The 24,861-nt window shown below is 45.3% G+C and carries 23 protein-coding genes; 16 read left to right on the top strand and 7 right to left on the bottom strand.

All coding sequences use genetic code 11. The features are described from left to right. Positions 1–23 precede the first annotated feature (23 nt). The 6 genes from clpP to WJM94_RS21740 all read left to right on the top strand — a co-directional run bounded on the left by clpP (position 24) and on the right by WJM94_RS21740 (position 7,446). Entirely contained in the window at positions 24–650 is a 627-nt protein-coding gene (gene clpP, locus WJM94_RS21765) for an ATP-dependent Clp endopeptidase proteolytic subunit ClpP (RefSeq protein WP_444496260.1), read from the top strand. Positions 651–720: 70 nt separating this feature from the next. After that, complete coding sequence (gene clpX, locus WJM94_RS21760) at positions 721–2,001, top strand: ATP-dependent protease ATP-binding subunit ClpX (RefSeq protein WP_129829908.1); 1,281 nt, start codon at positions 721–723, stop codon at positions 1,999–2,001. A 130-nt stretch (positions 2,002–2,131) separates the two neighbouring features. Next, the gene (lon, locus tag WJM94_RS21755) at positions 2,132–4,483 is read left to right on the top strand and encodes an endopeptidase La (RefSeq protein WP_444496259.1); all 2,352 of its coding nucleotides are present in this window, start codon (positions 2,132–2,134) and stop codon (positions 4,481–4,483) included. A 194-nt stretch (positions 4,484–4,677) separates the two neighbouring features. Continuing rightward, the gene (locus WJM94_RS21750) at positions 4,678–4,950 is read left to right on the top strand and encodes an HU family DNA-binding protein (RefSeq protein ID WP_444496258.1); all 273 of its coding nucleotides are present in this window, start codon (positions 4,678–4,680) and stop codon (positions 4,948–4,950) included. A 201-nt stretch (positions 4,951–5,151) separates the two neighbouring features. Further along, on the top strand, positions 5,152–7,011 hold the full coding sequence (gene ppiD, locus WJM94_RS21745; protein WP_444496257.1) for a peptidylprolyl isomerase: 1,860 nt from the start codon (positions 5,152–5,154) through the stop codon (positions 7,009–7,011). Positions 7,012–7,161: 150 nt separating this feature from the next. Next, positions 7,162–7,446 (top strand): ComEA family DNA-binding protein, encoded by a 285-nt coding sequence (locus tag WJM94_RS21740; protein WP_444496256.1) that lies wholly within the window; start codon positions 7,162–7,164, stop codon positions 7,444–7,446. Between the two features lie 86 nt (positions 7,447–7,532). On the opposite strand, the gene rrtA is transcribed toward WJM94_RS21740, so the two are convergent. After that, positions 7,533–8,084, bottom strand: a complete 552-nt coding sequence (rrtA, locus tag WJM94_RS21735) for a rhombosortase (protein ID WP_444496255.1) — start codon at positions 8,082–8,084, stop codon at positions 7,533–7,535. A gap of 3 nt (positions 8,085–8,087) precedes the next feature. Between rrtA and WJM94_RS21730 the strand changes: the two genes are divergently transcribed. Then, complete coding sequence (locus WJM94_RS21730; protein ID WP_444496254.1) at positions 8,088–8,699, top strand: tRNA-uridine aminocarboxypropyltransferase; 612 nt, start codon at positions 8,088–8,090, stop codon at positions 8,697–8,699. 5 nt (positions 8,700–8,704) lie between these two features. Here WJM94_RS21730 and WJM94_RS21725 read toward each other — a convergent pair whose 3' ends face one another. From WJM94_RS21725 to WJM94_RS21715, 3 genes are all read right to left on the bottom strand, one after another. Further along, positions 8,705–10,027, bottom strand: a complete 1,323-nt coding sequence (locus tag WJM94_RS21725) for an anti-phage deoxyguanosine triphosphatase (RefSeq protein ID WP_444496253.1) — start codon at positions 10,025–10,027, stop codon at positions 8,705–8,707. 22 nt (positions 10,028–10,049) lie between these two features. Further along, positions 10,050–10,634 (bottom strand): 5'-deoxynucleotidase, encoded by a 585-nt coding sequence (yfbR, locus tag WJM94_RS21720; protein WP_444496252.1) that lies wholly within the window; start codon positions 10,632–10,634, stop codon positions 10,050–10,052. Between the two features lie 75 nt (positions 10,635–10,709). Continuing rightward, entirely contained in the window at positions 10,710–11,924 is a 1,215-nt protein-coding gene (locus WJM94_RS21715; RefSeq protein WP_444496251.1) for a pyridoxal phosphate-dependent aminotransferase, read from the bottom strand. A 217-nt stretch (positions 11,925–12,141) separates the two neighbouring features. Here WJM94_RS21715 and WJM94_RS21710 point away from each other — a divergent pair, with 217 nt between their 5' ends. From WJM94_RS21710 to WJM94_RS21680, 7 genes are all read left to right on the top strand, one after another. Continuing rightward, entirely contained in the window at positions 12,142–13,449 is a 1,308-nt protein-coding gene (locus WJM94_RS21710; protein ID WP_444496250.1) for an isochorismate synthase, read from the top strand. Further along, positions 13,446–15,164, top strand: a complete 1,719-nt coding sequence (gene menD / locus WJM94_RS21705) for a 2-succinyl-5-enolpyruvyl-6-hydroxy-3-cyclohexene-1-carboxylic-acid synthase (protein WP_444496249.1) — start codon at positions 13,446–13,448, stop codon at positions 15,162–15,164. Before WJM94_RS21710 ends, menD begins: the two co-directional genes overlap by 4 nt. Further along, positions 15,151–15,945, top strand: a complete 795-nt coding sequence (gene menH / locus WJM94_RS21700; protein WP_444496248.1) for a 2-succinyl-6-hydroxy-2,4-cyclohexadiene-1-carboxylate synthase — start codon at positions 15,151–15,153, stop codon at positions 15,943–15,945. The genes menD and menH overlap by 14 nt, the downstream gene beginning before the upstream one ends. 26 nt (positions 15,946–15,971) lie before the next feature. After that, complete coding sequence (gene menB / locus WJM94_RS21695; RefSeq protein WP_444496247.1) at positions 15,972–16,838, top strand: 1,4-dihydroxy-2-naphthoyl-CoA synthase; 867 nt, start codon at positions 15,972–15,974, stop codon at positions 16,836–16,838. A 127-nt stretch (positions 16,839–16,965) separates the two neighbouring features. Further along, positions 16,966–17,955, top strand: a complete 990-nt coding sequence (gene menC / locus WJM94_RS21690) for an o-succinylbenzoate synthase (protein ID WP_444496246.1) — start codon at positions 16,966–16,968, stop codon at positions 17,953–17,955. A 53-nt stretch (positions 17,956–18,008) separates the two neighbouring features. Then, positions 18,009–19,388, top strand: coding sequence for an o-succinylbenzoate--CoA ligase (gene menE / locus WJM94_RS21685; protein ID WP_444496295.1), 1,380 nt, complete (start codon positions 18,009–18,011; stop codon positions 19,386–19,388). Positions 19,389–19,499: 111 nt separating this feature from the next. After that, positions 19,500–19,679 carry a hypothetical protein gene (locus tag WJM94_RS21680; RefSeq protein WP_444496245.1) on the top strand — a complete coding sequence of 60 codons (180 nt, stop codon included), beginning with the start codon at positions 19,500–19,502 and terminating at the stop codon, positions 19,677–19,679. Positions 19,680–19,705: 26 nt separating this feature from the next. Here the strand turns inward: WJM94_RS21680 and WJM94_RS21675 are convergent, their stop codons facing one another. The 3 genes from WJM94_RS21675 to WJM94_RS21665 form a co-directional block, all read right to left on the bottom strand. Next, positions 19,706–20,638: a YeiH family protein gene (locus tag WJM94_RS21675; protein WP_444496244.1), complete on the bottom strand. Its 933-nt coding sequence runs from the start codon at positions 20,636–20,638 to the stop codon at positions 19,706–19,708. 132 nt (positions 20,639–20,770) lie between these two features. Beyond that, entirely contained in the window at positions 20,771–22,645 is a 1,875-nt protein-coding gene (locus WJM94_RS21670) for an MFS transporter (protein WP_444496243.1), read from the bottom strand. A 13-nt stretch (positions 22,646–22,658) separates the two neighbouring features. After that, positions 22,659–23,249, bottom strand: a complete 591-nt coding sequence (locus WJM94_RS21665) for a TetR/AcrR family transcriptional regulator (RefSeq protein WP_444496242.1) — start codon at positions 23,247–23,249, stop codon at positions 22,659–22,661. Positions 23,250–23,566: 317 nt separating this feature from the next. Between WJM94_RS21665 and WJM94_RS21660 the strand changes: the two genes are divergently transcribed. Together WJM94_RS21660 and WJM94_RS21655 are read left to right on the top strand one after the other, a co-directional pair. Beyond that, entirely contained in the window at positions 23,567–24,439 is an 873-nt protein-coding gene (locus WJM94_RS21660) for a Tim44 domain-containing protein (RefSeq protein ID WP_444496241.1), read from the top strand. A 336-nt stretch (positions 24,440–24,775) separates the two neighbouring features. Continuing rightward, positions 24,776–24,861: transposase DNA-binding-containing protein (locus WJM94_RS21655; RefSeq protein WP_444496294.1), on the top strand; the 86-nt coding region annotated here is incomplete at its 3' end.

The following is a 24,861-nucleotide window of genomic DNA, read 5'->3' as shown; positions in this document are numbered from 1 at the left end:
ATTTATTTTAGGGACATAAGAATATGAGCTACCAAGAAAAAAATGCAATGTCGCCAATTATTGACGCACTCGTACCAATGGTGGTTGAACAGACTTCCCGAGGTGAACGTTCTTACGATATCTATTCACGATTGCTGAAAGAGCGTGTGATTTTTTTAACGGGTCAAGTGGAAGACCACATGGCAAACCTTGTCGTGGCTCAGCTACTTTTCCTAGAATCTGAAAATCCAGATAAAGATATTTTCCTATACATCAACTCTCCAGGCGGCAGCGTGACAGCAGGTATGTCAATTTACGACACAATGCAGTTTATCAAGCCAAATGTAAGTACAGTATGTATGGGGCAAGCATGCTCAATGGGTGCCTTCCTTCTAGCAGGCGGTGCTCCGGGTAAGCGATACGTGCTACCTAACTCACGTGTGATGATCCACCAACCACTAGGTGGTTTCCAGGGTCAGGCTTCTGATATCCAAATCCATGCTCAGGAAATCCTGACCATTAAGCAGAAGTTAAACAAACTGTTAGCAGAACATACAGGCCAGCCACTTGACGTTATTGAACGCGATACGGATCGTGATAATTTCATGTCAGCAGATCAGGCTGTGGAATATGGCATTGTGGATGCAGTGTTGCGCCACCGTGGCGAGTAATTTGCCGGGGCATTTTGGCAAAAATTGATATACACTCATTCATGAAGAGTAAAGGCTAAGAGGTTAGCGAATGACAGATAAAAGCAAAGAAAGTGGCAGCGGCAAATTGCTGTACTGTTCTTTCTGCGGCAAAAGTCAGCACGAAGTTCGCAAGCTAATCGCAGGTCCGTCAGTTTACATTTGTGACGAATGTGTCGACTTATGTAACGATATAATTCGCGAAGAAATCAAGGATGTTCTCCCTAAGAAAGAGTCTGAAGCGTTACCAACGCCAAAACAGATCCGTGAACACCTTGATGACTATGTGATCGGACAAGATTACGCGAAAAAAGTGCTCGCTGTTGCGGTATATAACCACTACAAGCGTTTACGCAATGGTGATACAACGAGCGAAGGTGTTGAACTTGGTAAAAGTAACATCCTTCTAATTGGTCCAACAGGTAGCGGTAAAACACTGCTTGCTGAGACTCTAGCTCGATTCTTGGATGTGCCATTTACAATGGCAGACGCGACCACATTAACTGAAGCTGGTTATGTGGGTGAAGACGTTGAAAACATCATCCAAAAGCTTCTGCAAAAATGTGATTACGATGTAGCTAAGGCTGAACGCGGCATTGTATACATTGATGAAATTGACAAAATTTCTCGCAAAGCTGAAAACCCATCCATTACGCGTGACGTATCAGGTGAAGGTGTTCAGCAGGCACTATTAAAACTTATCGAAGGTACGGTTGCTTCGGTTCCTCCTCAAGGAGGTCGTAAGCATCCTCAACAAGAATTCCTCCAAGTGGACACGTCTAAGATCCTGTTCATTTGTGGTGGTGCATTTGCTGGCCTCGATAAAGTGATTGAACAGCGTGTTGCGACAGGCACAGGTATCGGTTTTGGTGCAGAAGTACGTTCTAAGAACGAAACCAAAACAGTGGGTGAACTGTTTACTCAGGTTGAGCCAGAAGATCTAGTGAAGTACGGTCTGATTCCAGAATTCATTGGTCGTCTTCCTGTAACAACTACGCTTACAGAGCTTGATGAAGAAGCGCTTATTCAGATCCTATGTGAACCGAAGAACGCACTAACCAAGCAGTATGCAGCACTGTTCGAACTGGAAAACGCAGAACTTGAGTTCCGTGAAGATGCACTTCGTGCTATTGCCAAGAAAGCAATGGAACGTAAAACAGGTGCTCGTGGCTTACGTTCAATTCTGGAAAGTGTTCTACTCGAGACCATGTACGAATTGCCATCTACTACAGATGTAAGCAAAGTCGTAATTGATGAGTCAGTCATCAATGGCGAGTCAGAGCCGCTGCTTATATACAGCAATGCCGATAATCAGGCCGCTGGAGCAGAATAAATTCAGGCATGAATCAAAAAGGAGGTAAGTAATTACCTCCTTTTTTATTTCTCTTATTGAATCCAAACAATTAGCCCCCATATACTGCCTTAAGTAATACGTTAAACGTGAAAGCGGAAGAGAGAATTATATGAACTTGGAACGTTCCGAGCGTATCGAGATCCCGGTACTACCTCTACGTGACGTAGTGGTCTACCCGCACATGGTTATTCCATTGTTTGTTGGTCGTGAGAAATCGATTAGCTGTCTAGAAACGGCGATGGAAACAAACAAACAAGTTCTGCTTGTGGCACAAAAGCAAGCTGATACTGACGAACCCACGGTTGACGACCTGTTCGACGTAGGTACGGTAGCCACCATTCTTCAGCTTCTGAAGCTTCCAGATGGCACTGTAAAAGTACTGGTTGAAGGTCAGCAACGCGCTAAGATTAACCACTTTAAAGAGAGTGATTTCTTCTTGGCTGAGGCAGATTTCATCGTGACGCCAGAGCTGGACGAACGCGAGCAAGAAGTAATTGTTCGTAGTGCGATCAATCAGTTCGAAGGCTTTATCAAGCTAAACAAAAAAATCCCGCCAGAAGTACTGACTTCGTTAAATGGGATTGATGAAGCTGCACGCCTGGCAGATACGATTGCTGCTCATATGCCACTAAAATTGGTAGACAAGCAACAAGTCCTTGAGATTATTGATGTCACCGAACGTTTGGAATTCCTGATGGGCCAAATGGAGTCGGAGATCGATCTACTGCAAGTTGAAAAGCGCATTCGTGGCCGTGTTAAAAAGCAAATGGAGAAGTCTCAGCGTGAGTACTATCTGAATGAGCAAATGAAAGCGATTCAGAAAGAACTCGGCGAGATGGAAGATGCGCCAGATGAGTTTGAAACGCTGCAGAAAAAAATCGAAGAGTCAAAAATGCCTCAAGAGGCGCGCGAGAAGACTGAACAAGAGCTGCAGAAGCTTAAAATGATGTCTCCAATGTCTGCTGAAGCGACAGTGGTTCGTAGCTATATCGATTGGATGGTAAGCGTGCCTTGGGCTAAGCGTTCCAAAGTGAAGAAAAATCTGGCGAAAGCTGAAGAGATTCTTAACGAAGACCACTACGGTCTGGAGCGCGTGAAAGAGCGTATTCTAGAATACTTGGCAGTTCAAAACCGCATTAACAAGCTGAAAGGTCCGATCCTTTGTCTTGTGGGGCCTCCTGGTGTGGGTAAAACCTCTCTTGGTCGTTCAATTGCTTCTGCTACTGGTCGTAAATACGTTCGTATGGCGCTGGGCGGCGTGCGTGACGAAGCTGAAATTCGTGGCCACCGTCGTACTTATATTGGCTCATTGCCGGGTAAGCTTATCCAGAAGATGTCGAAAGTTGGGGTTAAAAACCCGCTATTCCTTTTGGATGAGATCGACAAGATGTCTTCAGACATGCGTGGTGACCCTGCATCGGCATTGCTGGAAGTTCTAGACCCAGAACAAAACAACTCGTTCAACGATCACTACTTGGAAGTGGATTACGATTTGTCTGACGTTATGTTCGTTGCAACGTCTAACTCGATGAACATACCAGGCCCACTACTTGACCGTATGGAAGTGATTCGTCTATCTGGTTATACAGAAGACGAAAAACTGAATATCGCTAAGCGTCACTTAGTAGATAAACAGCTGCAACGTAACGGTTTGAAGCCAAATGAGATCGTTATCGAAGATTCGGCTATTGTAGGTATCATTCGTTACTACACGCGTGAAGCTGGTGTGCGTAATCTAGAACGTGAAATCTCTAAGATCTGTCGTAAGGCAGTGAAGAATATCCTTCTGGATAAAAACATTAAGTCAGTAACGGTCTCAATGGATAACCTGAAAGAATACTTAGGTGTTCAACGTTTTGACTACGGTAAAGCGGACGAAAGCAATCGCATTGGTCAGGTTACTGGCTTGGCTTGGACAGAAGTAGGTGGCGATCTGTTAACGATCGAAACTCAGTCTATGCCGGGTAAAGGTAAGCTGACTCAAACGGGGTCGCTTGGCGACGTGATGCAAGAGTCTATTCAGGCGGCGATGACAGTCGTTCGCTCTCGTGCGGAAAAACTGGGTATCAATACAGATTTCTACGAGAAGAAAGACATCCACGTACACGTTCCGGAAGGGGCGACGCCAAAAGATGGACCAAGTGCTGGTATCGCAATGTGTACTGCTTTGGTTTCTAGTCTGACAGGCAATCCAGTGAAAGCTGAAGTAGCCATGACAGGTGAAATCACGCTACGTGGTGAAGTTTTGCCGATTGGTGGCCTGAAAGAAAAGTTACTTGCGGCACATCGTGGTGGCATTAAAACGGTACTAATTCCGAAAGATAACGAGCGTGATTTGGAAGAGATTCCAGAGAATGTTATCGCAGATCTGACAGTTATCCCGGTTCAGTGGATCGATGAAGTACTGAAAGTTGCACTCGAGCGAGACCCGACGGGCGTTGAGATTGATGCTAAAAAATAGTGATGTATAGCAAAAATAAGTAAAAGTTTACGCTGATAAGTCTAAAAAGGCTTGTCAGCGTTTTTTTTGGACGCTAAGTTAGTTTTGATAGCTCGCAGCCCTTTATGTATAAGGGTTGGAGCCGATTATTTGTTAATTTATGGAACGAAAGTCATCACAAAAATAATCACAGATGACACAAAGGGGAAATTACAGTGAATAAAACTCAGTTAGTTGAACAAATAGCAGAAAATGCAGATATTTCTAAAGCGTCAGCGGGTCGTGCACTAGATGCATTCATCGAAGCAGTAAGTGGTACTCTTCAAACTGGTGACCAAGTTGCTCTAGTTGGCTTCGGCACATTCAGCGTTCGCACTCGTGCAGCACGTACAGGTCGTAACCCTAAAACTGGTGAAGAAATCCAAATCGCAGAAGCAAAAGTGCCTTCATTCAAAGCTGGTAAAGCACTAAAAGACGCTTGTAACTAATTACAGAGCGTGACTCTATAGTTGGCTATTTGAATAACTTTTGCTCAAACAATAAGTTTCGAACAAAAATTTACAAACTTCGGGCCGAACTTTCTTAAATTATGCGCATCATACTGATGCGCATTTCTTTTTCTGATATTATCGCGTCATTATATTTTCTAGTAGAAGCCTTATGCTTCAATTGTGGAGAGCAGTTAAATTATGATGGATCGACTACGCGAAGGCGTGAATAGCATCGCGGTCAAAATTATCCTTGGGCTTATCATCCTGTCTTTCGTATTTGCGGGTGTGGGCAGCTACCTTGTTAGCGGCAGCAACAATTCAGCGGCGAAAGTAGGTAATACAGATATTCCTCGCGGCGAGTTCGAGATGGCGTACCAAAACGAGCGCAATCGCATGCAAGCTCAATTGGGCGACTACTTTGCTCAAATGTTAGCTGACCCTGCTTACGTTGAATCTTTCCGCAAATCAGTTCTCGATCGTATGATCAATGACGTGCTGCTTGACCAACAAGCAGAAGCGCTAGGCCTTAGAATCAGTGATGAACAAGTTCGTAGCATGATTCTGGAAATGCCTCAGTTCCAGTCAAGTGGTACATTCGATCAAGAAATCTACCAAGCGTCTCTACGTCGCGCTGGTTTCTCTCCAGATTCATTTGCAGAATACATGCGTCGTGAGTTAGTTCGTGAGCAACTTCTTAACGCGCTACAAACCAGTGAGTTCACGTTGCCTGGAGAAATTCAGTCTGAAGGTAAACTATTCACTCAAACACGTGATATCCGCACTATCACTATCGATTTAGCTGAGTTTGCTAAGCATGTAGAACTTAGTGACGAAGAAATTCAAGAGTACTACAAAGCAAACCAAGATAACTTTACTCGTCCAGAGCAAGCTAAAGTGGCTTACATTGAGCTATCTGCTGAAGCACTGAAGAAACAGATCGAAGTATCTGATGAAGAAGTGAAGAAGTACTACGACGAGCACTTGGATAAGTACTCTTCAGAAGAGCAGCGTCGTGTCGCTCATATCCTTGTTGAAGGAGATGATGAGGCGAAAGCACAAGCTATTCTAGACGAGTTAAACAACGGTGCTGATTTCGCAACTGTTGCGCAAGAGAAATCTGAAGATTTTGGTAGTGCTGAAAATGGTGGCGATCTGGGCTGGATTGAACGTGATGTAATGGATCCGGCGTTCGAAGCGGCAGCGTTCGCACTTAAGAATCCTGGTGATATATCAGAATTAGTGAAATCTGATTTTGGTTACCACATTATCAAGCTTGAAGAGCTAAAAGATTCAGTAGCAAAACCATTTGCTGACGTTGCAGCTGACATCAAACAAGAATTAGTTGATCAGAAAGCGGTCGATAAGTTTTATGAGCTACAAAGTGAGCTTGAACGTGTAGCGTTTGAATTCCCTGACTCACTAGACGATGTGTCTAAAGCTGTTGACCAGGTAGTACAAACAACAGACTTTATCTCTCAAGCGGATGCACCAGAAGTCCTTCGTAATCCAGCAGTAATGCAGGCAATCCTAAGTCCAGAAGTGAAAGAAGACGGCCTAAACTCTGAAGCTATTGAAGTGGCACCTGAGCACATTGTGGTTGTTCGTGTTGAAGAATCTCGCGCAGAGACCGTTCTTCCTCTTGCTGATGTAAAAGATCAAGTTGTTGCTGAGCTTTCACGCGTTAAAGGTGAACAAGGCGCATTAGAGCTCGGTACAAAAGTGGTAGCAGCACTGAAAGAAGGTAAAACGGAAGTTCTTGCTGAAAATAACCTTTCGTTCGGTGAGCAAGAATCGGTAGACCGTCGTTCACAACATGCGACAACCGTATTTGCAATGGCAAAACCGGTTGATGGTAAGCCTGTATATGGTCAGTCAAAAGACCTGCAAGGTAACGTTGTTGTCATCGAGCTAGACGCTGTGAAATCTGAGTTGGATAGCTCTCTAGAAGGGCAGGTAGCGATGCAGATGCAACGTTCATCTTCACAACAAGATTTGTCTTCAGTACTTGCGGTACTGCGTGCTAATACCGACATCGAGTACTTTGTTGTGAGCAACTAAGCACTAACGATGTAATTTGCATGTTAGCTAAAACGGGTCGCATAAGCGGCCCGTTTTATTTTTATCTCAACCAACTTTCCCCAGTTGCGAGCTTTACCTAAATTAGAGCCCATGATTTTTAAACGTTAATTGAGAGGGCTTATGTTTAATATGAAGTGGGTTTTGACCTTATGTTTGTGTGTGTTTGCGCCGTTTGGATTAGCCGCCGAGACGGACACAAACAAATATGAAGGAATTGAAATTACGGTAAATGTGAATTCAGCATCGGCAGAAGAGATCGCGACAATGCTGAAAGGGATTGGTGAAAAGAAAGCGCAGGATATCGTGGACTACCGTACCGAGCATGGTCCATTCAAAACGGTGAATGACCTTACCAACGTCAAAGGAATTGGAGCGGCTACTTTAAAGAAAAATGAAGACCGTATTGTGCTCTAGGCACGATCTGAGTTCCTTGTATTACTTTGTTTAAGTTTCCGGTTACTGCTTTCCCGAGCCAAGCCTTTTTCGTGGCTCGGGACTTTTTATCCAAACAGGCGACGGTGAAAGCCTTTTTCCAATAATGCCATACCAAGCCCGCCGATTGCCCCAAACAGATGCGCATCTACCGCAACTCGTGCACCAATCATCGCTGCCGTACTCGTCGAAGGGCCATAAAGTTGCTCCCAAACGACTTTTGCTATCAGACCGCCAACAAGCAATATACTACTCCGTCTGGCTTCGAAGACTTCTCTCATTGCCCAGAAGCCAAACAGTCCGTGTAGCACACCAGAAAGTCCTACATATACCGACATGTTAGTAAATAGGTTCAATGCGCCAACGAATGTACATAGCAGCAGAAAAACGATGAGGAAGTTTCGTGTACTCGGACGGAAAATAAAGCTGATAACCCATAATCCCGCCAAATTCATGCCTAAATGAGCAAAGTTGGTATGAGTTAGATTTCCTGTTACGATTCGCCACCATTCACCATGGCGAATATTATAGGCGTGCCATTCGCTCAGGCTCGTCATAGGCTCAAATTGAAGTGCTAAGCAGATAACGCTGATAATTGTCAGCAAAGTATAAAGGTTCACTCTATGTCTCGTTATTGTTCTCAGTGTGGAAAATCGCGCAAAGCTTGTATTTGCCCTTGGATTGTACCGCTAGAAAGCGGAGTTGAACTTATCATTCTTCAACATCGTAGTGAAGAGCATCGTCCTCTTGGTACGGCACGGATTCTAAAATTAAGCTTAGATAACTGTACTTGTTTGATCGGTGAGGACTTTTCTGAAGATGAAACGCTAAACAGCCTACTTTCTGACAACGACTATGAGCATGTGATTCTCTATCCATCCGAACAATCCGCGTGCCTTTCAGAACTTGTTGAAGATGAAGGCATCAAGAAGAAAATTCGTCTTATATTGCTAGATGGAACTTGGAAGAAAGCTTATAAGATGTGGCAGTTGTCGAGTAATCTACATAGTCTGCCAACGGTAAAACTACCTGAAAATCTACAGGGGAGTTATACGATTCGCAAAGCTCCGACCGAGAATAGTTTATCAACGGTGGAGGCGGGCTTTTATGCACTAAGCATACTCGATCCGAGAAAAGATTTTACGCCTCTTCTGAATGTATTTGAAAAAATGATTGAGTTTCAAATCGCCCAGATGCCTCCGGGCGTATTTGAAAAGAACTATCTGAATCGATAGTGGTGTTACAGGACGATCGATGAGAATAACTGGCGATGCAGTTTCTGTGCGTGGCTATCGGTCATGGCAGAGATATAGTCAGCGATGACTCTCATTTTTTCGCTTTCAGTATTTGCCTGACACCAAAGTTCTTTAGTATGAATCGGCAGCAGACGTTCAGGCGCAGCCGTTAGCGCTTCAAATATATCCATGATGATTTGTTGTCCCTTGTACTCCAAAATTTGTACTTGCGGGACCTGTATGACGTATTGGCTGACGAAGTGTTTCAGTACATCCAGAGCTTTTGCTGTTTGTGGTGCTAAGCAAGCATTCCACGCGAGCAGTGGGCTACTGAATGCTTCGTCCACGGCTTTAATCGAAATGCTGGTAAGTAAGGCATTAACCATGCCGCCGATAGCGTCTTTTCTTTCATGGTGCTTGCCACTGAATAGCATTTGCCCAATCGAGTCAATATATGTCTCAAACCATGGGTCTCCGCAGTCAGCCAATTGGCTCGCCGCACCTTCCTGCCATTGATGGCGAGTCACCATGCCGAGGACAATCGCGTCTTCTAAATCATGAACGCCATAGGCAATATCATCCGCCAGCTCCATAATGGAACAATCCAGTGATTTGAAACGTGTTTTACTGTGCTCTAAATCCGAAACAGGTTCATCGCGCATTTGGCTAAGCATAGCTCTATCATTGGCTGTAAGAGGTTCAAGCACCCAATCGAACAACGCTTTATCACAGTCATAAATACCTTTAGCTGGGTACCATTCGTGCGCTTTTAATTTATGCTGGTGTTCGGCAGGAGTAGGTAAATTGGCTGATCGAGTCTGGCTAATCAACGCCGGGTATTTTATCAAGCCAAGCAGAGTTCTGCGTGACAAGTTCATACCAAAGTGTTCCGTATATGGCTCTAACTTGGTCACGATGCGAAAGGTTTGTGCATTGCCTTCGAATCCACCGTGTTCGCGCATCATATAATTCAATGCGATTTCACCACCATGCCCGTAGGGTGGATGCCCAATGTCGTGCGCCAAACAGAGAGAATCAATCAAGCTATCGGAAGGCAATAAATCGCGGAACTCCGGTTGTTTCTTTTTGAGCTGCGCAACGATGCCCGTCCCCAACTGTGCGGCTTCGAGTGAGTGGGTTAAACGCGTTCGGTGGAAGTCTTCCAAGCTGTTGCCGTGAACCTGAGTTTTGGCCTGTAAACGACGGAAAGCGGCAGAATGCAGAATACGGGCCCTGTCTCTCTGATATGGGCTTCGGTGGTCATCTCGGCGGATCTTGTGTTCATCATCATGGCGTTCTTGCCATTGAGAGTGTAATTCAAATGACACTTATGTCTCCTTGACTATGGCCTTAACTGATTTCATCCAGTGACAACTCAAAGCTTGGAGCAAAGGTAGTCAGAAAGTAATCCATTTCTGGTGTGTTGCGTTCTTGCAGTGTTACTTCAAGGCGCTTTTTCGCTAATGCATACTCATGATTGCCAGCACTCAGTTCTTCTAAGCACTTGAGGTAGGCGCAAATAGAGTCGGCTTGTTTAACTATTTTCGCATCTTCTTCATTCACTGAATGAGATAGTAAGAAGGGAGCGAAGTCGTCGTGGAACTCTTCGGGTAACATAGAAAGGAGCTTTTGTTCTGCAGCGGCTTCTATCTTCTTATATTCTTTGGATATTTCTGGGTTGTAGTATTTGACCGGAGTTGGTAAATCCCCCGTGAGCACTTCGCTGGAGTCGTGATACATCGCGAGAAGAGCGATTCGTTCTGGGTTAAGGTGACCGTCGAACTTTTTGTTTTTGATTAGTGCTAACGCGTGGGCAACAAAAGCGACTTGTAAGCTGTGCTCTGAGACGTTTTCCGTGGACACAGAGCGCATTAGCGGCCAGCGTTGGATCAGCTTCATTCTTGCCAGGTAGGCAAAAAAATGGCTTTTTTTCATGGCTTTCTCCGATTCTGGTAGAAAAAGGAGCTCATAAAGAGCTCCTCTAAGCATATGAGAGATCGGAAGTAATTACTACTGGCTGTAGGTAGATAAGAAGCGTTCGAATCGCCCGATGGCAGTTTCTAGATCTTCAATATGTGGTAGCGTTACGATTCGGAAGTGATCGGGTTTTGGCCAGTTGAAACCAGTACCCTGAACCAGCAACACTTTCTCTTGCTTCAAGAAATCGAGCACCATTTGTTGGTCATTCTTAATGCTGTACATCTTAGTGTCAATTTTTGGGAACAGGTACATTGCGCCTTTAGGCTTAACGCACGATACCCCTGGGATCTGCGTGATCAGTTCATAAGCACGGTTGCGTTGCTCAAGCAGGCGACCGCCCGGTAAGATCAGCTCATTGATACTCTGATAACCACCCAGTGCAGTCTGGATAGCGTGCTGCATTGGAACGTTAGCACACAGACGCATCGACGATAGCAACTCTAACCCTTTTACATAGCCTTGAGCCAAGTGCTTAGGACCAGTAAGGAACATCCAGCCACCACGGAAACCACATACACGGTACGCTTTGGACAGACCATTGAATGTCATCACTAACACGTCTTCAGTCAGCGTCGCGACAGAGGTGTGAGTTGCGCCGTCGTAAAGTACTTTGTCGTAGATTTCGTCTGCAAAGATGATCAGTTTGTGCTGACGTGCAACTTCAATCACTTCAAGTAAAAAGTCTCGGCTGTAAATCGCACCCGTTGGGTTGTTAGGGTTAATCAGTACAATACCGCGAGTCTTAGGTGTAATTTTACTCTTGATGTCATCAAGGTCTGGGTACCAGTCTGCTTCTTCATCACATATGTAGTGAACTGGTTTACCGCCAGACAAAGCAACAGACGCTGTCCATAATGGGTAATCCGGAGCTGGGATCAACATTTCGTCGCCATTGTTCAATAGCGCTTGCATTGACATCATGATCAATTCTGACACGCCGTTGCCGACGTAGACATCTTCTACGTCCAGAGAACGGATACCCTTGCGTTGATAGTGCTGAACTACCGCTTTACGTGCTGAGTAAATGCCTTTGGAATCACAGTAGCCTTGAGAAGTTGGTAGATTTCGAATTACATCGACTAAAATCTCATCAGGGGCGTCAAAACCAAAAGGGGCGGGGTTACCAATATTTAGCTTTAGGATTTTATGTCCTTCTTCCTCCATGCGCTTAGCATGTTTGAGTACAGGACCCCTAATGTCATAGCAGACATTATCGAGTTTTGACGACATCCCGATATTTTGCATTGTGTAATTCCTAAAAATTCGTTAATTTCTTTATTAAAATACAATAATTTGTATTTTATTAGAATATATATCTGTAAATTATCTATTCAATGGCTATGTTTTTTTCGCTGGCAATATAGGGATGTTACAAAAGATCGCATACAACCTTGATTTGCATTGGGTCTAAACATAGAGTAGCCATTAGTTACCCTTTATCCTCACAGACTACGAGGTTGATTTGTCACAGTTCCATCAAGCCGTACAGAGAATTATCGAGCGAGTTCAGAAAACAGAAGGCAGTCCAACGCGTCTGGTTGAGCCTCTTAACGAGAAACCACATTTCTCATTTATTGATTGGCTTGACGCACAACCACTTTTTCCCAAGTTTTACTGGCAATCCCGTGATACTCGTGAAGAAGTTGTCGCGCTAGGTCAATTGCACGCTTTTGTTGATCCCGGTTCTGCCTATACGATATTAGGTGAGGGGCAGCGAGTATGGGGCGGGCGTTCTTTCGACGGTCAGCATGAGAAGAATCGTCGTTGTATGCCATCATTTTTCTTCTTACCTCAAATTGAACTGGTTCGTTTCGATGACCAATGGTCGTTGGCTGTCAATGTTTCTGAAGATACATCCCGTACACTAGCAGGGTTGCATAAGCTTGTTTGTGATGTGGCAGCGTTAACGCCAATTTCCTCACATATTCGTTCCATCGAACATGCACCGACTCGGCCTGAATGGGGTGAGTTAGTCAGCAAAGTGTTAACTGGCATAGAGAATGATGAGTTTAAGAAAGTCGTTCTGGCTCGTCGTTCGACGCTTCAACTCGATAATGAGTTGAGTGCGGCGCAATTACTCAAAGCGAGTTATAGCCAAAATCATCACAGTTTTCATTTTCTATTTAGTCTGGATCGTAAGCACAGTTTCATGGGGTCGACTCCAGAGCGACTATACTCGCGAGTTGGTCATGAACTCCAAACTGAAGCGCTAGCGGGCACTATAGGTCGTGGCGACAACGCAACTCACGATATGGAACTTGCAAATTGGTTGTCGCAGGATACGAAGAACCTTAATGAAAACCAGTACGTTGTAGACGATATTGTCGAGCGTTTATCGCCTCATTCGGAATCCGTGGAGGTGGAGCCTGAACCTCGACTGGTACGTCTTAGAAAAGTGCAGCACCTAAAACGTAGTATTCATGCAAGCCTGAAGTCGGGTATCAATGGTGTGCAACTGCTTTCTGCTTTGCAGCCTACTGCCGCTGTTGCAGGGTTGCCTCGTCAGGAATCGATGCAATTTATTCTGGAAAATGAACCATTTGCGCGTGGCTGGTACGCAGGTTCGATGGGATACTTAAGCCACGAGCGTGCGGAGTTTTGTGTTGCGATACGAAGTGCTCTGGTTCTTGGCGATCAGGTACAACTATTTGCCGGGGCAGGTATTGTACCGGGCTCTGTCGCGGAGCATGAATGGGCGGAACTGGATAAAAAAATGTCGACGCTGTTAACTCTCATCTCCGATAACCCTCCGCTTGGAGTGGCATCATGAGTCACGATCAAGCTGTAATAAATCGTATTTGGTCTGAAACGTTACTGTTAGAACTTAATCGATTTGGGGTCGAGCATGTTTGTATTGCGCCTGGTTCACGTTCAACGCCGTTAACGCTGGAAGCCGTCGACAACCCTAACTTTACTCTCCATACTCATTTCGATGAACGTGGGTTGGGCTTTATGGCGCTTGGTTTAGCGAAAGCTAGCCAAAGCCCGGTAGCGGTAATAGTGACATCGGGTACTGCCGTCGCAAACTTACTGCCAGCGATTGCGGAAGCTAAATTAACTGGTGAAAAGCTGGTGCTGTTAACCGCAGACCGTCCGATTGAGTTGGTTGGTTGTGGCGCCAATCAAGCGATTAATCAGTTGGGGATCTTTTCACAGCATGTGTCTGCTAGTTTGAATCTGCCAAGCCCAACTTTGAACACACCCCTTAATTGGCTTCTGACATCCATTGATGAGGTGATGTTTACGCAACAACTGGAAGGGAGTGCGGTTCATATTAACTGTGCCTACCCTGAGCCTCTTTATTCCGATGGTACCAAAAGCGAATATCAATCCTATCTCAGTTCTGTAGCCACTTGGCGAGAGAGTAACAGTACGTATACGCGACGCTTTAGAACTCTATCGGTCAGTGACATACCTCCATGTGAGCATAAGAAGGGGATTGTTGTTATCGGTAGTCTTCCTTTAGAAGAGGCTGATGCAGCACTCGCGTTTGCTCAAAAGATGGGTTGGCCCGTATTGGCCGATCCACAAAGTGGGGTCCGCTCTGAGTGGGCACACTATGATTTATGGTTGCAGGTTCCGAATCTCGCACAGCAGCTTGAATCATGTGATCTGATTGTCCAGTTTGGTAGTCGTATCGTTTCTAATCGATTGAATAATATGATTAAAAATCAGGTCGCCCGAAACGAGCAAGGGCAAGAGATTCAGTACTGGTATATTTCAGATCGTTCAAGTCGTAATAACCAAAGTCATTTACCTCAATTGCATTGGGTTGAATCGCCAAAAAGTTGGGTGGAACGTGTCGAGTCTGCGACTTCAATCGAGTCTGGATGGGCAAATCAACTAGCGGCAGACGTTGAGCGTATCAGTAGGCATATTCGTGAATCATTTATGAGCACATCGACCTTCGACTTAAATGAGGTCGCGTTGGCAATTGATATTGAGGAAAGAGCGAAAGCGGCCGATGTGTTTATCGGCAATAGCTTGTTTGTCCGTTTGGTCGACATGTTTGGTCGTTTAAGCTATAGCGAAGTGTTTTCCAATCGAGGCGCGTCCGGTATTGATGGTATCTTGGCTACGGCGTCTGGTGTACAGCGTTCACGCAGAAATCCTTTATTGATTTATATTGGTGATACATCCGCCTTGTATGACCTTAATTCATTGTCGCTTTTTACCAGCAACGAGCAGCCGACGGTCATCGTTATCACAAACAATGATGGTGGAGCGATTTTTGACATTCTTCCTGTGCCACTTGAACACCGTCAGACTTATTACCAAATGCCTCATGGCTACCAGTTTGAACATGCAGCGAAACAATTTGGCTTGAGCTACCAGCAACCCAAAACGCTGGAACAATATCAAGCATTAGTCTCAGAGCACTTTGAGTGTGGCCAGGGCACGTTGGTGGTAGAAGTACAAACGCTACCCAGTCAAGCGGTTGAACTTATTAAGCTATTTAATAAGAATCTGCATGCTAAGTTTTAAGCGCTTTCCCGCAACTGAAAATCACCAAAGCGGCGTACAACCCACTTTGGTGTTTTTACATGGTTTGTTGGGAAGTGGTGCCGATTGGCAAACATGCATGAATGAGTTACCCCAGTTCGAGCGGGTAACCATAGACTTACCTGGTCATGGTTCTAGCCAGCATTTTTTATGCAGCGACTTGGATGAGTGCTGCCACCTTCTTCATTCCACACTCTCTTTATTATTTCCCTCACACCAAGCACTTATTTTGGTCGGTTACTCAATGGGCGGCCGAATTATAATGCACGGGCTGGCGAATGATTGTTTTGCAGATCTCAATATTCGTGCTGCGATTGTAGAAGGGGGAAACTTCGGGCTTCAAACAGAGTCAGAGAAACAAGCGAGGCTAGAGAACGATCGTCGTTGGGCTGACCGCTTTGGAACTGAACCTCTTGAACACGTTTTGAGCGATTGGTATCAGCAACTGGTGTTTTCTTCACTAAACCATGAGCAAAGACAAACATTGATCGCAAAGCGCAGTGCTAATCTTGGCGCTGCAGTGGCGAATATGTTGCTGGCGACATCGTTGGCGAAACAGTCTTATCTGTTACCTGCACTGCAACAACTCTCTATACCGGTTTATTACCTGTGTGGCGCGAAAGATAAAAAATTTAGTCAACTGGCAGAAAGCAGCGGGTTGACGTATTGGCAAATTGAGGGCGCAGGACACAATGTCCACCAAGAGCAACCTGAACAGTTTGCGATACACATAAAGCAAATAATTCAATCTCACTTTGAGTGAGAGTAACGATAACAATGGGAATCACCATGGCAAAAACAGTAGGCATTTCTGAAGAAGAACTTTACGCTCCGGTTGAATGGAAAGATTGCAGCGAGAAATACGAAGATATCCATTATCACAAGTCTGTAGATGGTATCGCAAAAATAACCATTGCTCGTCCGCAAGTACATAATGCGTTCCGTCCTCAAACAGTGAAAGAGATGATTGATGCGTTGGCAGACGCACGTTACGACTCTGCCGTTGGCGTGATTATTCTAACCGGCCTGGGTGAAGATGCGTTCTGTTCTGGCGGTGACCAGAAGATCCGTGGTGATTACGGCGGTTATAAAGATGATCAAGGTACTCACCACTTGAATGTTTTGGACTTCCAGCGTGATATCCGTACGTGTCCAAAACCTGTGATCGCGTCAGTGGCTGGTTGGGCTGTTGGTGGCGGTCATGTACTGCATATGATGTGTGACTTAACGATTGCGGCAGAAAACGCGCAGTTTGGTCAGACAGGACCTAAAGTGGGTTCATTTGACGGCGGTTGGGGCGCATCATACATGGCTCGTATCGTTGGCCAGAAGAAAGCACGTGAAATCTGGTTCCTTTGCCGCTTCTACAATGCTCAAGAAGCACTAGATATGGGCTTGGTAAACACTGTTGTGCCACTGGATGATCTTGAAAAAGAAACCGTTCGCTGGTGCCGTGAAGTACTGCAACACAGCCCAATGGCTCTTCGCTGCTTGAAAGCGGCCTTGAACGCAGACTGTGATGGACAGGCTGGTCTGCAAGAGCTTGCTGGTAACGCAACCATGATGTTCTACATGACAGAAGAAGGACAGGAAGGTCGTAACGCATTCAACGAGAAGCGTCGTCCTGACTTCGACAAATTCCCTCGTAACCCATAACCCGCATCGCAGAGGAGCCTCAGTGCTTCTCTGACATAAATTTAGAACCCAAGTTACTCCTTCTGGGAGGATGGTTGATTATCCTTGTCAGCCTGCTTGGGTGATACGGTATAGTAGGAGAGGAATTATGCGTAAAGCGAAGATTTACCGTTACTGCCTTCCGATGGACAGTGGCGTAATACTGCGTGATAACAAGTTGACGGAACGCATCGGCTACATAGTTGAGTTATCAGAAGGCGGACAGATTGGCCTTGGTGAAGTCGCTCCTCTGGCTGGTTTTAGCCTTGAAAGCACAGATGAAGCCGGTATCCAGCTACAGGACCAAGCTGAGCGTTGGGTTGCAGGATTGCCAATTGATTACGCCAATATGTATCCATCAGTTGCTTTTGGTCTGTCTATGGCTCAGCTTGAGTTGTCTGATGGATTGCCTCGCGAAGGCCAATATCAAGTTGCACCGTTATGTACAGGTGATCCCGACGAGTTGATTCCAAAGCTCAACGAGATGGAAGGTGAAAAAGTTGCCAAAATCAAAGTGGGACTTTATGAGCCGATTCGTGATGGTATGTTGGTGAACTTGTTTCTGGAATCCATACCTCAGCTCACTTTACGACTCGATGCCAATCGAGCTTGGACGCCAGAAAAAGCCCAGCAGTTTGCCAAATACGTGACCCCATCATTGCGTCAGCGAATCTCTTTCTTAGAAGAGCCTTGTCGCTCTCCAGGCGACAGTTTGTCATTCGCCATTAATACCGGAATTGCAATTGCCTGGGATGAAACATTACAAGATGCAACTCGTCGTGAGGATTTCAGACTTGAAGATCTCACTGGTGTTAAAACGATCATCATTAAGCCCACACTGATTGGTTCGGTTGATTTCTGTATTAAACTGATTGAGAAAGCGAAGTCATTGGGGATGAAACCCGTGATCAGCTCAAGCATCGAATCCAGTTTAGGACTGACTCAACTTGCACGCTTTGCGAAATGGCAGTTGCCAGACGAAGTTCCGGGTTTAGATACAATTGGTCTATTTAAAGCGCAGTTAGAACAAGGCTGGCCGAAATGTGAGCTTCCGGTTGTTCCGCTGACGGAACAGGAGTTAGTGTGGCATTCAGCATAGAGCCATTCGCTACAGAAAATAGCGCCATTGCACCTTGGAAATATTGGGCTCAAATGAGCCCTTTTTCGATTGCGCTTGAAACGCCAGAATCGACCTTAAACTGGCAGCAGATCGAGTCGCGTATCAGTCAATACGCGCACTATTTGCATCACCGAGGTGTAGCGCATGGTGACGTGATTACCTTAGTTGGTAAAAATCAACTCGAAACGGTGTTTTTCTACCTGGCTGCTCAGCAGCTAGGAGCCATCGCGGCGCTGACCATGCCACAGCCGTTGGCCGCTCTTAAAAGCAAGCTCCACACCTTGTATCAGCCAAATCAGCAACGCTATGTCTGGTTTGCCAATGACGGGGTGAAACCCTTTTCCAAATCAGAGTTGGCCGAGCTCAGTTGCAGCTTGCTCAATTTTACACAAGTTGCTCCTCCATTAACGAACTGTGGGAAACTGGATGGTTATCGCCATGATGGCGCTGCATCTATTATCTTCACTTCAGGTTCAACCGGAGAGCCAAAGGCAGTAGTACACACACACCGACAACACTTCGCTTCAGCAGAAGGCTTGCTAAGTGAATTTAAGTTCACCCAGCAGGACACATGGCTGTTGTCGTTGCCTCTCTATCACGTTTCCGGGCTGGCGATTGTCTACCGTTGGCTGTTTGCTGGCGCAACGCTGAAAGTTGGTACTGGTAATTTGGCGCAGGATATTGTTGACGTCTCTCATGCATCACTAGTTGCAACTCAACTGAAACGTCTACTGGATGATCGGGTCAAGCTGTCTCTAACCCACGTCTTACTTGGCGGCAGTCATGTAGATCATGAGTTAGCGCGGCGCGCAGCAGAGCAGGGGATTGAAACCTGGCTGGGCTATGGTATGACGGAGGCCGCCTCAACCGTGACAGCAAAACCAATCGACAAGATCAGTAATGCCGGACATTTACTTAGGAATCGAGAAGTTAAACTGGTTGAGCAACGCATCTTTATCGGCGGACAAACGTTGGCGTCTGGCTACTTCTGCCAAGGGGACATTACGCCGCTGGTGGACGAATCAGGCTGGTTTGACAGCAAGGACCTAGGCGAATGGCAGGGCGATGAGCTTAAGATCATTGGCCGGGCTGACAATCAGTTTATCTCTGGTGGTGAGAACATTCACTGCGAAGAGATAGAAGCTGCTCTCAACCAAATTGAAAGTGTGGTTCAAAGCATCGTAGTACCAGTCGAAGATACAGAGTTTGGTTACCGACCTGTTGCTGTCATTCAAACTGACAGATTGTTGAGCCAAGAGCACTATCAGCATCACTTGCAGACCAGACTGGAAAAGTTTAAATGGCCAGTCGCTTATTATTCAATGCCGCAAGCGTTATTAGAGGGCGGGATAAAAGTGTCTCGTAAGGCCGTCAAAGAATGGCTGTCAGGGAAGTGGAATCAGACGTCCTGAAATAAGGTTAGTCAATTTTGCTATGTATTAGTCGGAAAGGGAATTTTGTATCCTTATAACACTGAATCATAATTAAGCTTCAATATAGAGTAGAAAAGCATAAGGTTCAGTATGGTTAAAACGGCATTAATAGCGGCAGTTCTGCTACAAATCGTCGTCTCACTAAACAGTGAAGGGTTAGCGAGATCTGTAGCTGAACTGACCGCATTCCTCATTACGATCGCTCTGGTTTTTGTTCACAATCAACATAGTGACCGCCCCTCCGACGAAACTAAGTCAGAGAGTATTTGAACGACGCATTTGTATAATTTATTGGCTTAGTTAACGATTAGCCACGTTAGTGATGTCGTTGAAACCAGCACCCACAGACTTACGCCAAACAGTAATGGCTTCGCGCCAGCTGACTTCAGTTTCGAAACTGAAATGCTGCAACCTATCAAGAATAAACACACGACCAGTGCTTGCTTCGCGACGGTGAAGATACCGTGGTATATCACTTCAAATTGAGGCAAGAAATCACTGAACGCAATTGCCGCACAATACCAAAAGATAAAGTAAGGGATCACGATCTTGCTTGAGCCATCCTCTCTATCGCCTCGTGAGAAGATCACCGCACTAATTAACGCAACCGGGATGATCCAAAGCGCGCGTGCCAGTTTAAGCGTGGTTGCCGTGGTAAGTGCTTCCTCACCGTAGGCTGATGCCGCACCCACGACAGAAGAAGTATCATGAATGGCGATGGCTGCCCATGTTCCAAACGTATGTTGGTCTAACCCCAGAGCGTGGCCTATAACCGGAAATACAAACAGGGCGATCGAGTTGAGGACGAATACCGTGGCCAGTGCCAAACCAATCTGTTCATCTTTGGCTTTAATAGCCGGGGCAACCGCAGCGATGGCGCTGCCGCCACAAATAGCGGTACCGGAGGAAATCAAATAGGCGGTTGTTTTCTCGAGCTTAATGGTCTTTGCGATGAGTGAGCCGAGAACGAGAGTACCGAGAATAGTTGCGATGATGAGGCCGATGCCATCAGAAGTAACGGCGAGTGCCTGCTCGAAATTGATGCCAAACCCTAAGCCGATGATTGAATAAGAAAGTAGCTTTTTAGTGAAGGACGCAATCGGTAGTTCTGTAGGTACAAAACCAAAAGTTGCCAACAAAAAACCGGTAACAAGCGCGATAGGCGACGATACAATAGGGGTCAGGCAAAATAGCAGCGCCAGTCCAAAAAGAATGTACTTTTTATTCAAGGTTTATTATTCGTTGTTATATGTGAAAGGATGAGTATATCGCATCGCTTATGGTCAGTTTGTCTTAATGAATTGAACACACGTTCAGTTATTCTAAACGAGTGCTCAATTTCATCATTTCAATGAAAGCCGTTACCGCCAGTCACCTCGAAGTTCACGCACTTTCTCAAACATCACTTGAGCCGTAGCGTCGCAAGGTTGAACCGGAGAGCCAGCTTCAATTTCCAGTTTTGACCAGAACCTTGTCGGCAACCCTTTACAGGCGCGTCCTTTGTAGCGACTGAAGTAGCTGCCCCACAAACCTTTTACTGCAACGGGAATGACCGGTACTGGGCTACGTCGCAAGATAATATCGATGCCACGCATGAACTCATTGATCTCTCCGTCAGAGGTGAGTTTTCCTTCTGGGAAAATACACACGATGTCACCGTCGGCTAGCGCTTTTTCGACTTCATTGAACGCTCTTCGGATAGAATTTCTATTGTTTGCTGAAATGGGTATCACACCAGTTCGGCGCAAGAAGCCTCGTATCGGAGGCAGGTTGGCGTACTCTTCTTCCATCACAAAGCGAATTAAACGCGGACATACTGCACTCAATAGCAGCGCATCCATGTAGCTAACGTGGTTAGATACGATCAGCGCGCCACCTTTCTCTGGTAAATTGTGCAGGTTTTTGTGTGTAACTCGATAGATAGTGTGGGTCAGCATCCAAACGATAAAACGTACTACAAAGATAGGTATCTGCATGAATAGGTAGGCAGCGACCAAAAAATTGAGAACCGCAAGTAGCGCAAATAGCTGCGGGATAGTCATCTCTAGCACGCTTAGGCACACAATGCCTAACACAGCGCTTCCCACCATGAACAGTGAGTTAAAAATATTGAGTCCAGCAATCACCTGGGCACGTTCGGTTTCTTTTGCTCTGTGTTGCATTAACGCATAGAGCGGAACGATGAATAACCCACCGGATGCTCCAATCATAAGTAGATAGAAAAACAGCGGCCAGAAGTCGATATAACCGATGAACGCTCCAAAGGAATCAAATTGTGGTAGCCCACCTGGAACCGATGTTGCCATCAGGTAACCGAAAATTGTGATGCCAAGTGCACCGATAGGTACGACGCCAACTTCAATTCGATGATTGGAGATCAAATTACAAAGTAGTGAGCCGAGTGCAATACCAATAGAGAAAAGTGCAAGAAGGAAGGAGACCGCACTCTCTGTGCCGTTGAGATAAACTTTGGTGAAGTTTGGAAACTGCGTCAGATAGGCAGCGCCTAAGAACCAGAACCAACTGATAGCCATAATACACTGAAATACAACCCGGTCAGACTTGCAGATTGAGAGTGTGTGTTTGGTTTGTTTGTATGGCTGCCAACGGAAAGTAAGATTTGGTGCGCTTGCTGCTGAAAATGGAATGAAACGACTGGATAAATAGCCCAACAGAGAAAATAGCACCACACAGAATGCGGCAAGGTATTTGGCATTACCTGAGGAGGCAATAATCCCTGCACCAAGTGTTCCTATCAAAATAGCGATAAAGGTACCCGCTTCGACCAATGCGTTACCAGGCACTAATTCTTTTTCGTTCAAATTTTGCGGCAGTAGGGCGTACTTCACCGGGCCGAAGAATGCAGACTGTGTGCCCATCAAAAACAGCAAAAGTAACAATACGCCGTAACTTTCGGTGATAAAGCCAATCGCGCCCAAAACCATGATCGCAATTTCAAATAGCTTTACCTTGCGAATAAACCAAGACTTCTCGTATTTATCGGCTAAAACACCCGCAGAGGCAGAGAAAAGGAAGAAAGGGAGAATGAATAATCCGGCCGCTAAATTAATGAATAAGTTGCTGGAAACAGGTAATGCGCTGGCACCAGCAAAGGCGACAAACAGCAACAAAACGTTCTTAAAAATGTTGTCATTGAAAGCGCCGAAAAACTGAGTAATAAAATAAGGCAGGAACTTTCTTTGTCTAAGCAGGGAGGGATGTCTGTCCGATGACATGTAGGATCCTTTATTACCAGTTAATGAGATAGTTAGACAGTAGGTTGCAAATCAAGGCTTTACCATCAACTGGTTCATCAGAGAAAAACTTGTCATCAACACTGAGTAAAGTGATACCGTGCACGCCTGCCCACAATACACGGCTAGCTTGAATGACTTCTGACTCTGTATGATTTGGAGAAATTTGCTCCAATAGTGACTCAAGCATGTTGGTCATGTCATCGATGCGTTTGGCATGCCACTCCGGAAGCTCTGCCCCGTTCATATTATGCTCAAACACTAATTGCCATCGGTACGGATGCTTTTGTGCAAAGTCGTGGTAACAGTAAGCCAGTTCAAAAAGTGCTTCATGTGCATCTTTACAGCTACTTGTGGCGTTTGTTGATTCTTGCGACAGCTCATCCAGAGTTTGAGCAACGACGTGCAATAGTAATAAATTGTAGTTACCAAAAATGTTTACTAATGTACTCGGCACGTAACCAATCATGTTTGCAATCTTGCGAAGGCTGAGCTCGTGATATGAGTTCTCTTCTAAAAAATCTTTAACTGTTGCTAAGGTCAGATTAATTAACTCTTCTCTGGTGTGATCGTTTCTGCGTGCCATACTTCAAACTGCTTTATTGAACAATGTTCAATATGATAGTCGGCGACTTATTCACCGTCAATAAATCACTAGCGCCAAATGCCTTCAAGATGGGGGATTTAGAGTGTTATCACAGGTGTTTGCTTAGGAAATCATCAAAGTGTTTCAGTTTGGCAATATTCTGATACAAGTCGGAACCGTTAGATTGTTTTAATGAGCATGCATACGGAGTATGATGATTCAACACTCATCTTTGACGTGCTACTGTTTGAAACGGTGACGAACTCGTTTCTAGAGAGCACATTCTTGGATAACTATCGTCAATTTTAAGGATAACGATGAAACGTATATTTTCGATTGTTGCTCTGTTGATGTTTACTGTCGCTGTAACGCCTATTGCAGAAGCGAAAAAGCTAGGTGGTGGTAAGACATTCGGTAAGAGCTACAAAACTGCACCTGCTCCTACGCAGCAGCAACAAAACACTAGCACTATCAGCAAGGATCAAACGGCTAAGTCTTCTAGCAAGAAAGGTCTAATGGGTGGCCTGCTTGGTGGTCTGCTGGCTGGTGGTCTTCTGGCTGCATTCTTTGGTGGTGCTTTTGAAGGTATCCAGTTTATGGATATTCTTATCATTGGTCTGATTGCCTTCCTTATCTTTAAACTGATGAGAGGCATGTTGGGCGCGAAGCAGGGCAGCATGAACCAGCATCGTCAGCAACCAGCATTTGGCGGTAACAGCTCAAAGTTTGAACAACCGAACACACAAAATTTTGAGCAACAGCCAAATGTAAATGCAGGTGGCTTTGGTGGTTTCGGCGCACAAACAGATGTGCCACACAACTACCCACCGGGCTTTGACCAAGCTGCTTTCGTAAATGGTTCACGTGAGCACTACCGTATTCTTCAAGGTGCATGGAATCACAATCAATTAGACACAATTGAAGAGTACGTATCGCCAAGTTTGTTCGACGATCTAAAAGCTGAACGTGCAAAACTGGATGGTGAGCAACATACAGACGTAATGTACGTTGACGCTGAAATTGTTCGCGCGGACTACAACGCGAACAAAGCAGAGCTAAGCCTGCAATTCAGTGGCCGTTACCGTGATGCAGTTGAAGGTATCGAAGAAGACATTACCGATATCTGGCATCTTGAGCGTGACTTAACGGTACCAAACGCCCCTTGGCTGATTGTTGGTATCCAAGGTTAATCACCAACAGCATTCAATTTAGTCTTATTAAAATCCCGCTTTTATAGCGGGATTTTTTATGCTTGGTGTTGTTGGAAAGGTGAATTTTGGATTTACTGGAATACGGAATACGGAATACGGAATACGGAATACGGAAGCGGTCTTCTACCGATTATCAATGAGCAATGTTTAGTGTATCTGATAATTGAATCGTTGATAGATAGCTGAAACGAAAAAAGCCAGCTCGATGAGCCTGTCTTTTATACAGAAGTCCCTCACATGATGTGAGGGATTTTTTTGAACTAAATTCTTACTTCACGATCAGATCTTTAACGGACTTAGTTGAGGATTCCTGAGATGATAAAAAGCAATAATGATTGGGCTGAAGAACAATTTGGGCATGCTAAACTGGGAGACCCAAGAAGAACGGCTAGACTCGTAAA

This window comes from Vibrio sp. YIC-376 (genome assembly GCF_052353105.1).
Taxonomy (GTDB): domain Bacteria; phylum Pseudomonadota; class Gammaproteobacteria; order Enterobacterales; family Vibrionaceae; genus Vibrio.
The sequence above is the reverse complement of the archived record's forward strand: the minus strand, read 5'-3'. Positions and strand labels throughout refer to the sequence as shown.

What these genes read in the sequence shown, in the direction of transcription:
- clpP (WP_444496260.1), top strand. Translation starts at nt 24, where the DNA reads ATGAGCTACCAAGAAAAAAATGCAATGTCGCCAATTATTGACGCACTC.
- clpX (WP_129829908.1), top strand. Translation starts at nt 721, where the DNA reads ATGACAGATAAAAGCAAAGAAAGTGGCAGCGGCAAATTGCTGTACTGT.
- lon (WP_444496259.1), top strand. Translation starts at nt 2,132, where the DNA reads ATGAACTTGGAACGTTCCGAGCGTATCGAGATCCCGGTACTACCTCTA.
- ppiD (WP_444496257.1), top strand. Translation starts at nt 5,152, where the DNA reads ATGATGGATCGACTACGCGAAGGCGTGAATAGCATCGCGGTCAAAATT.
- WJM94_RS21740 (WP_444496256.1), top strand. Translation starts at nt 7,162, where the DNA reads ATGAAGTGGGTTTTGACCTTATGTTTGTGTGTGTTTGCGCCGTTTGGA.
- WJM94_RS21730 (WP_444496254.1), top strand. Translation starts at nt 8,088, where the DNA reads ATGTCTCGTTATTGTTCTCAGTGTGGAAAATCGCGCAAAGCTTGTATT.
- yfbR (WP_444496252.1), bottom strand. Translation starts at nt 10,634, where the DNA reads ATGAAAAAAAGCCATTTTTTTGCCTACCTGGCAAGAATGAAGCTGATC.
- WJM94_RS21715 (WP_444496251.1), bottom strand. Translation starts at nt 11,924, where the DNA reads ATGCAAAATATCGGGATGTCGTCAAAACTCGATAATGTCTGCTATGAC.
- menD (WP_444496249.1), top strand. Translation starts at nt 13,446, where the DNA reads ATGAGTCACGATCAAGCTGTAATAAATCGTATTTGGTCTGAAACGTTA.
- menH (WP_444496248.1), top strand. Translation starts at nt 15,151, where the DNA reads ATGCTAAGTTTTAAGCGCTTTCCCGCAACTGAAAATCACCAAAGCGGC.
- menB (WP_444496247.1), top strand. Translation starts at nt 15,972, where the DNA reads ATGGCAAAAACAGTAGGCATTTCTGAAGAAGAACTTTACGCTCCGGTT.
- menC (WP_444496246.1), top strand. Translation starts at nt 16,966, where the DNA reads ATGCGTAAAGCGAAGATTTACCGTTACTGCCTTCCGATGGACAGTGGC.
- menE (WP_444496295.1), top strand. Translation starts at nt 18,009, where the DNA reads ATGAGCCCTTTTTCGATTGCGCTTGAAACGCCAGAATCGACCTTAAAC.
- WJM94_RS21680 (WP_444496245.1), top strand. Translation starts at nt 19,500, where the DNA reads ATGGTTAAAACGGCATTAATAGCGGCAGTTCTGCTACAAATCGTCGTC.
- WJM94_RS21670 (WP_444496243.1), bottom strand. Translation starts at nt 22,645, where the DNA reads ATGTCATCGGACAGACATCCCTCCCTGCTTAGACAAAGAAAGTTCCTG.
- WJM94_RS21665 (WP_444496242.1), bottom strand. Translation starts at nt 23,249, where the DNA reads ATGGCACGCAGAAACGATCACACCAGAGAAGAGTTAATTAATCTGACC.
- WJM94_RS21660 (WP_444496241.1), top strand. Translation starts at nt 23,567, where the DNA reads ATGAAACGTATATTTTCGATTGTTGCTCTGTTGATGTTTACTGTCGCT.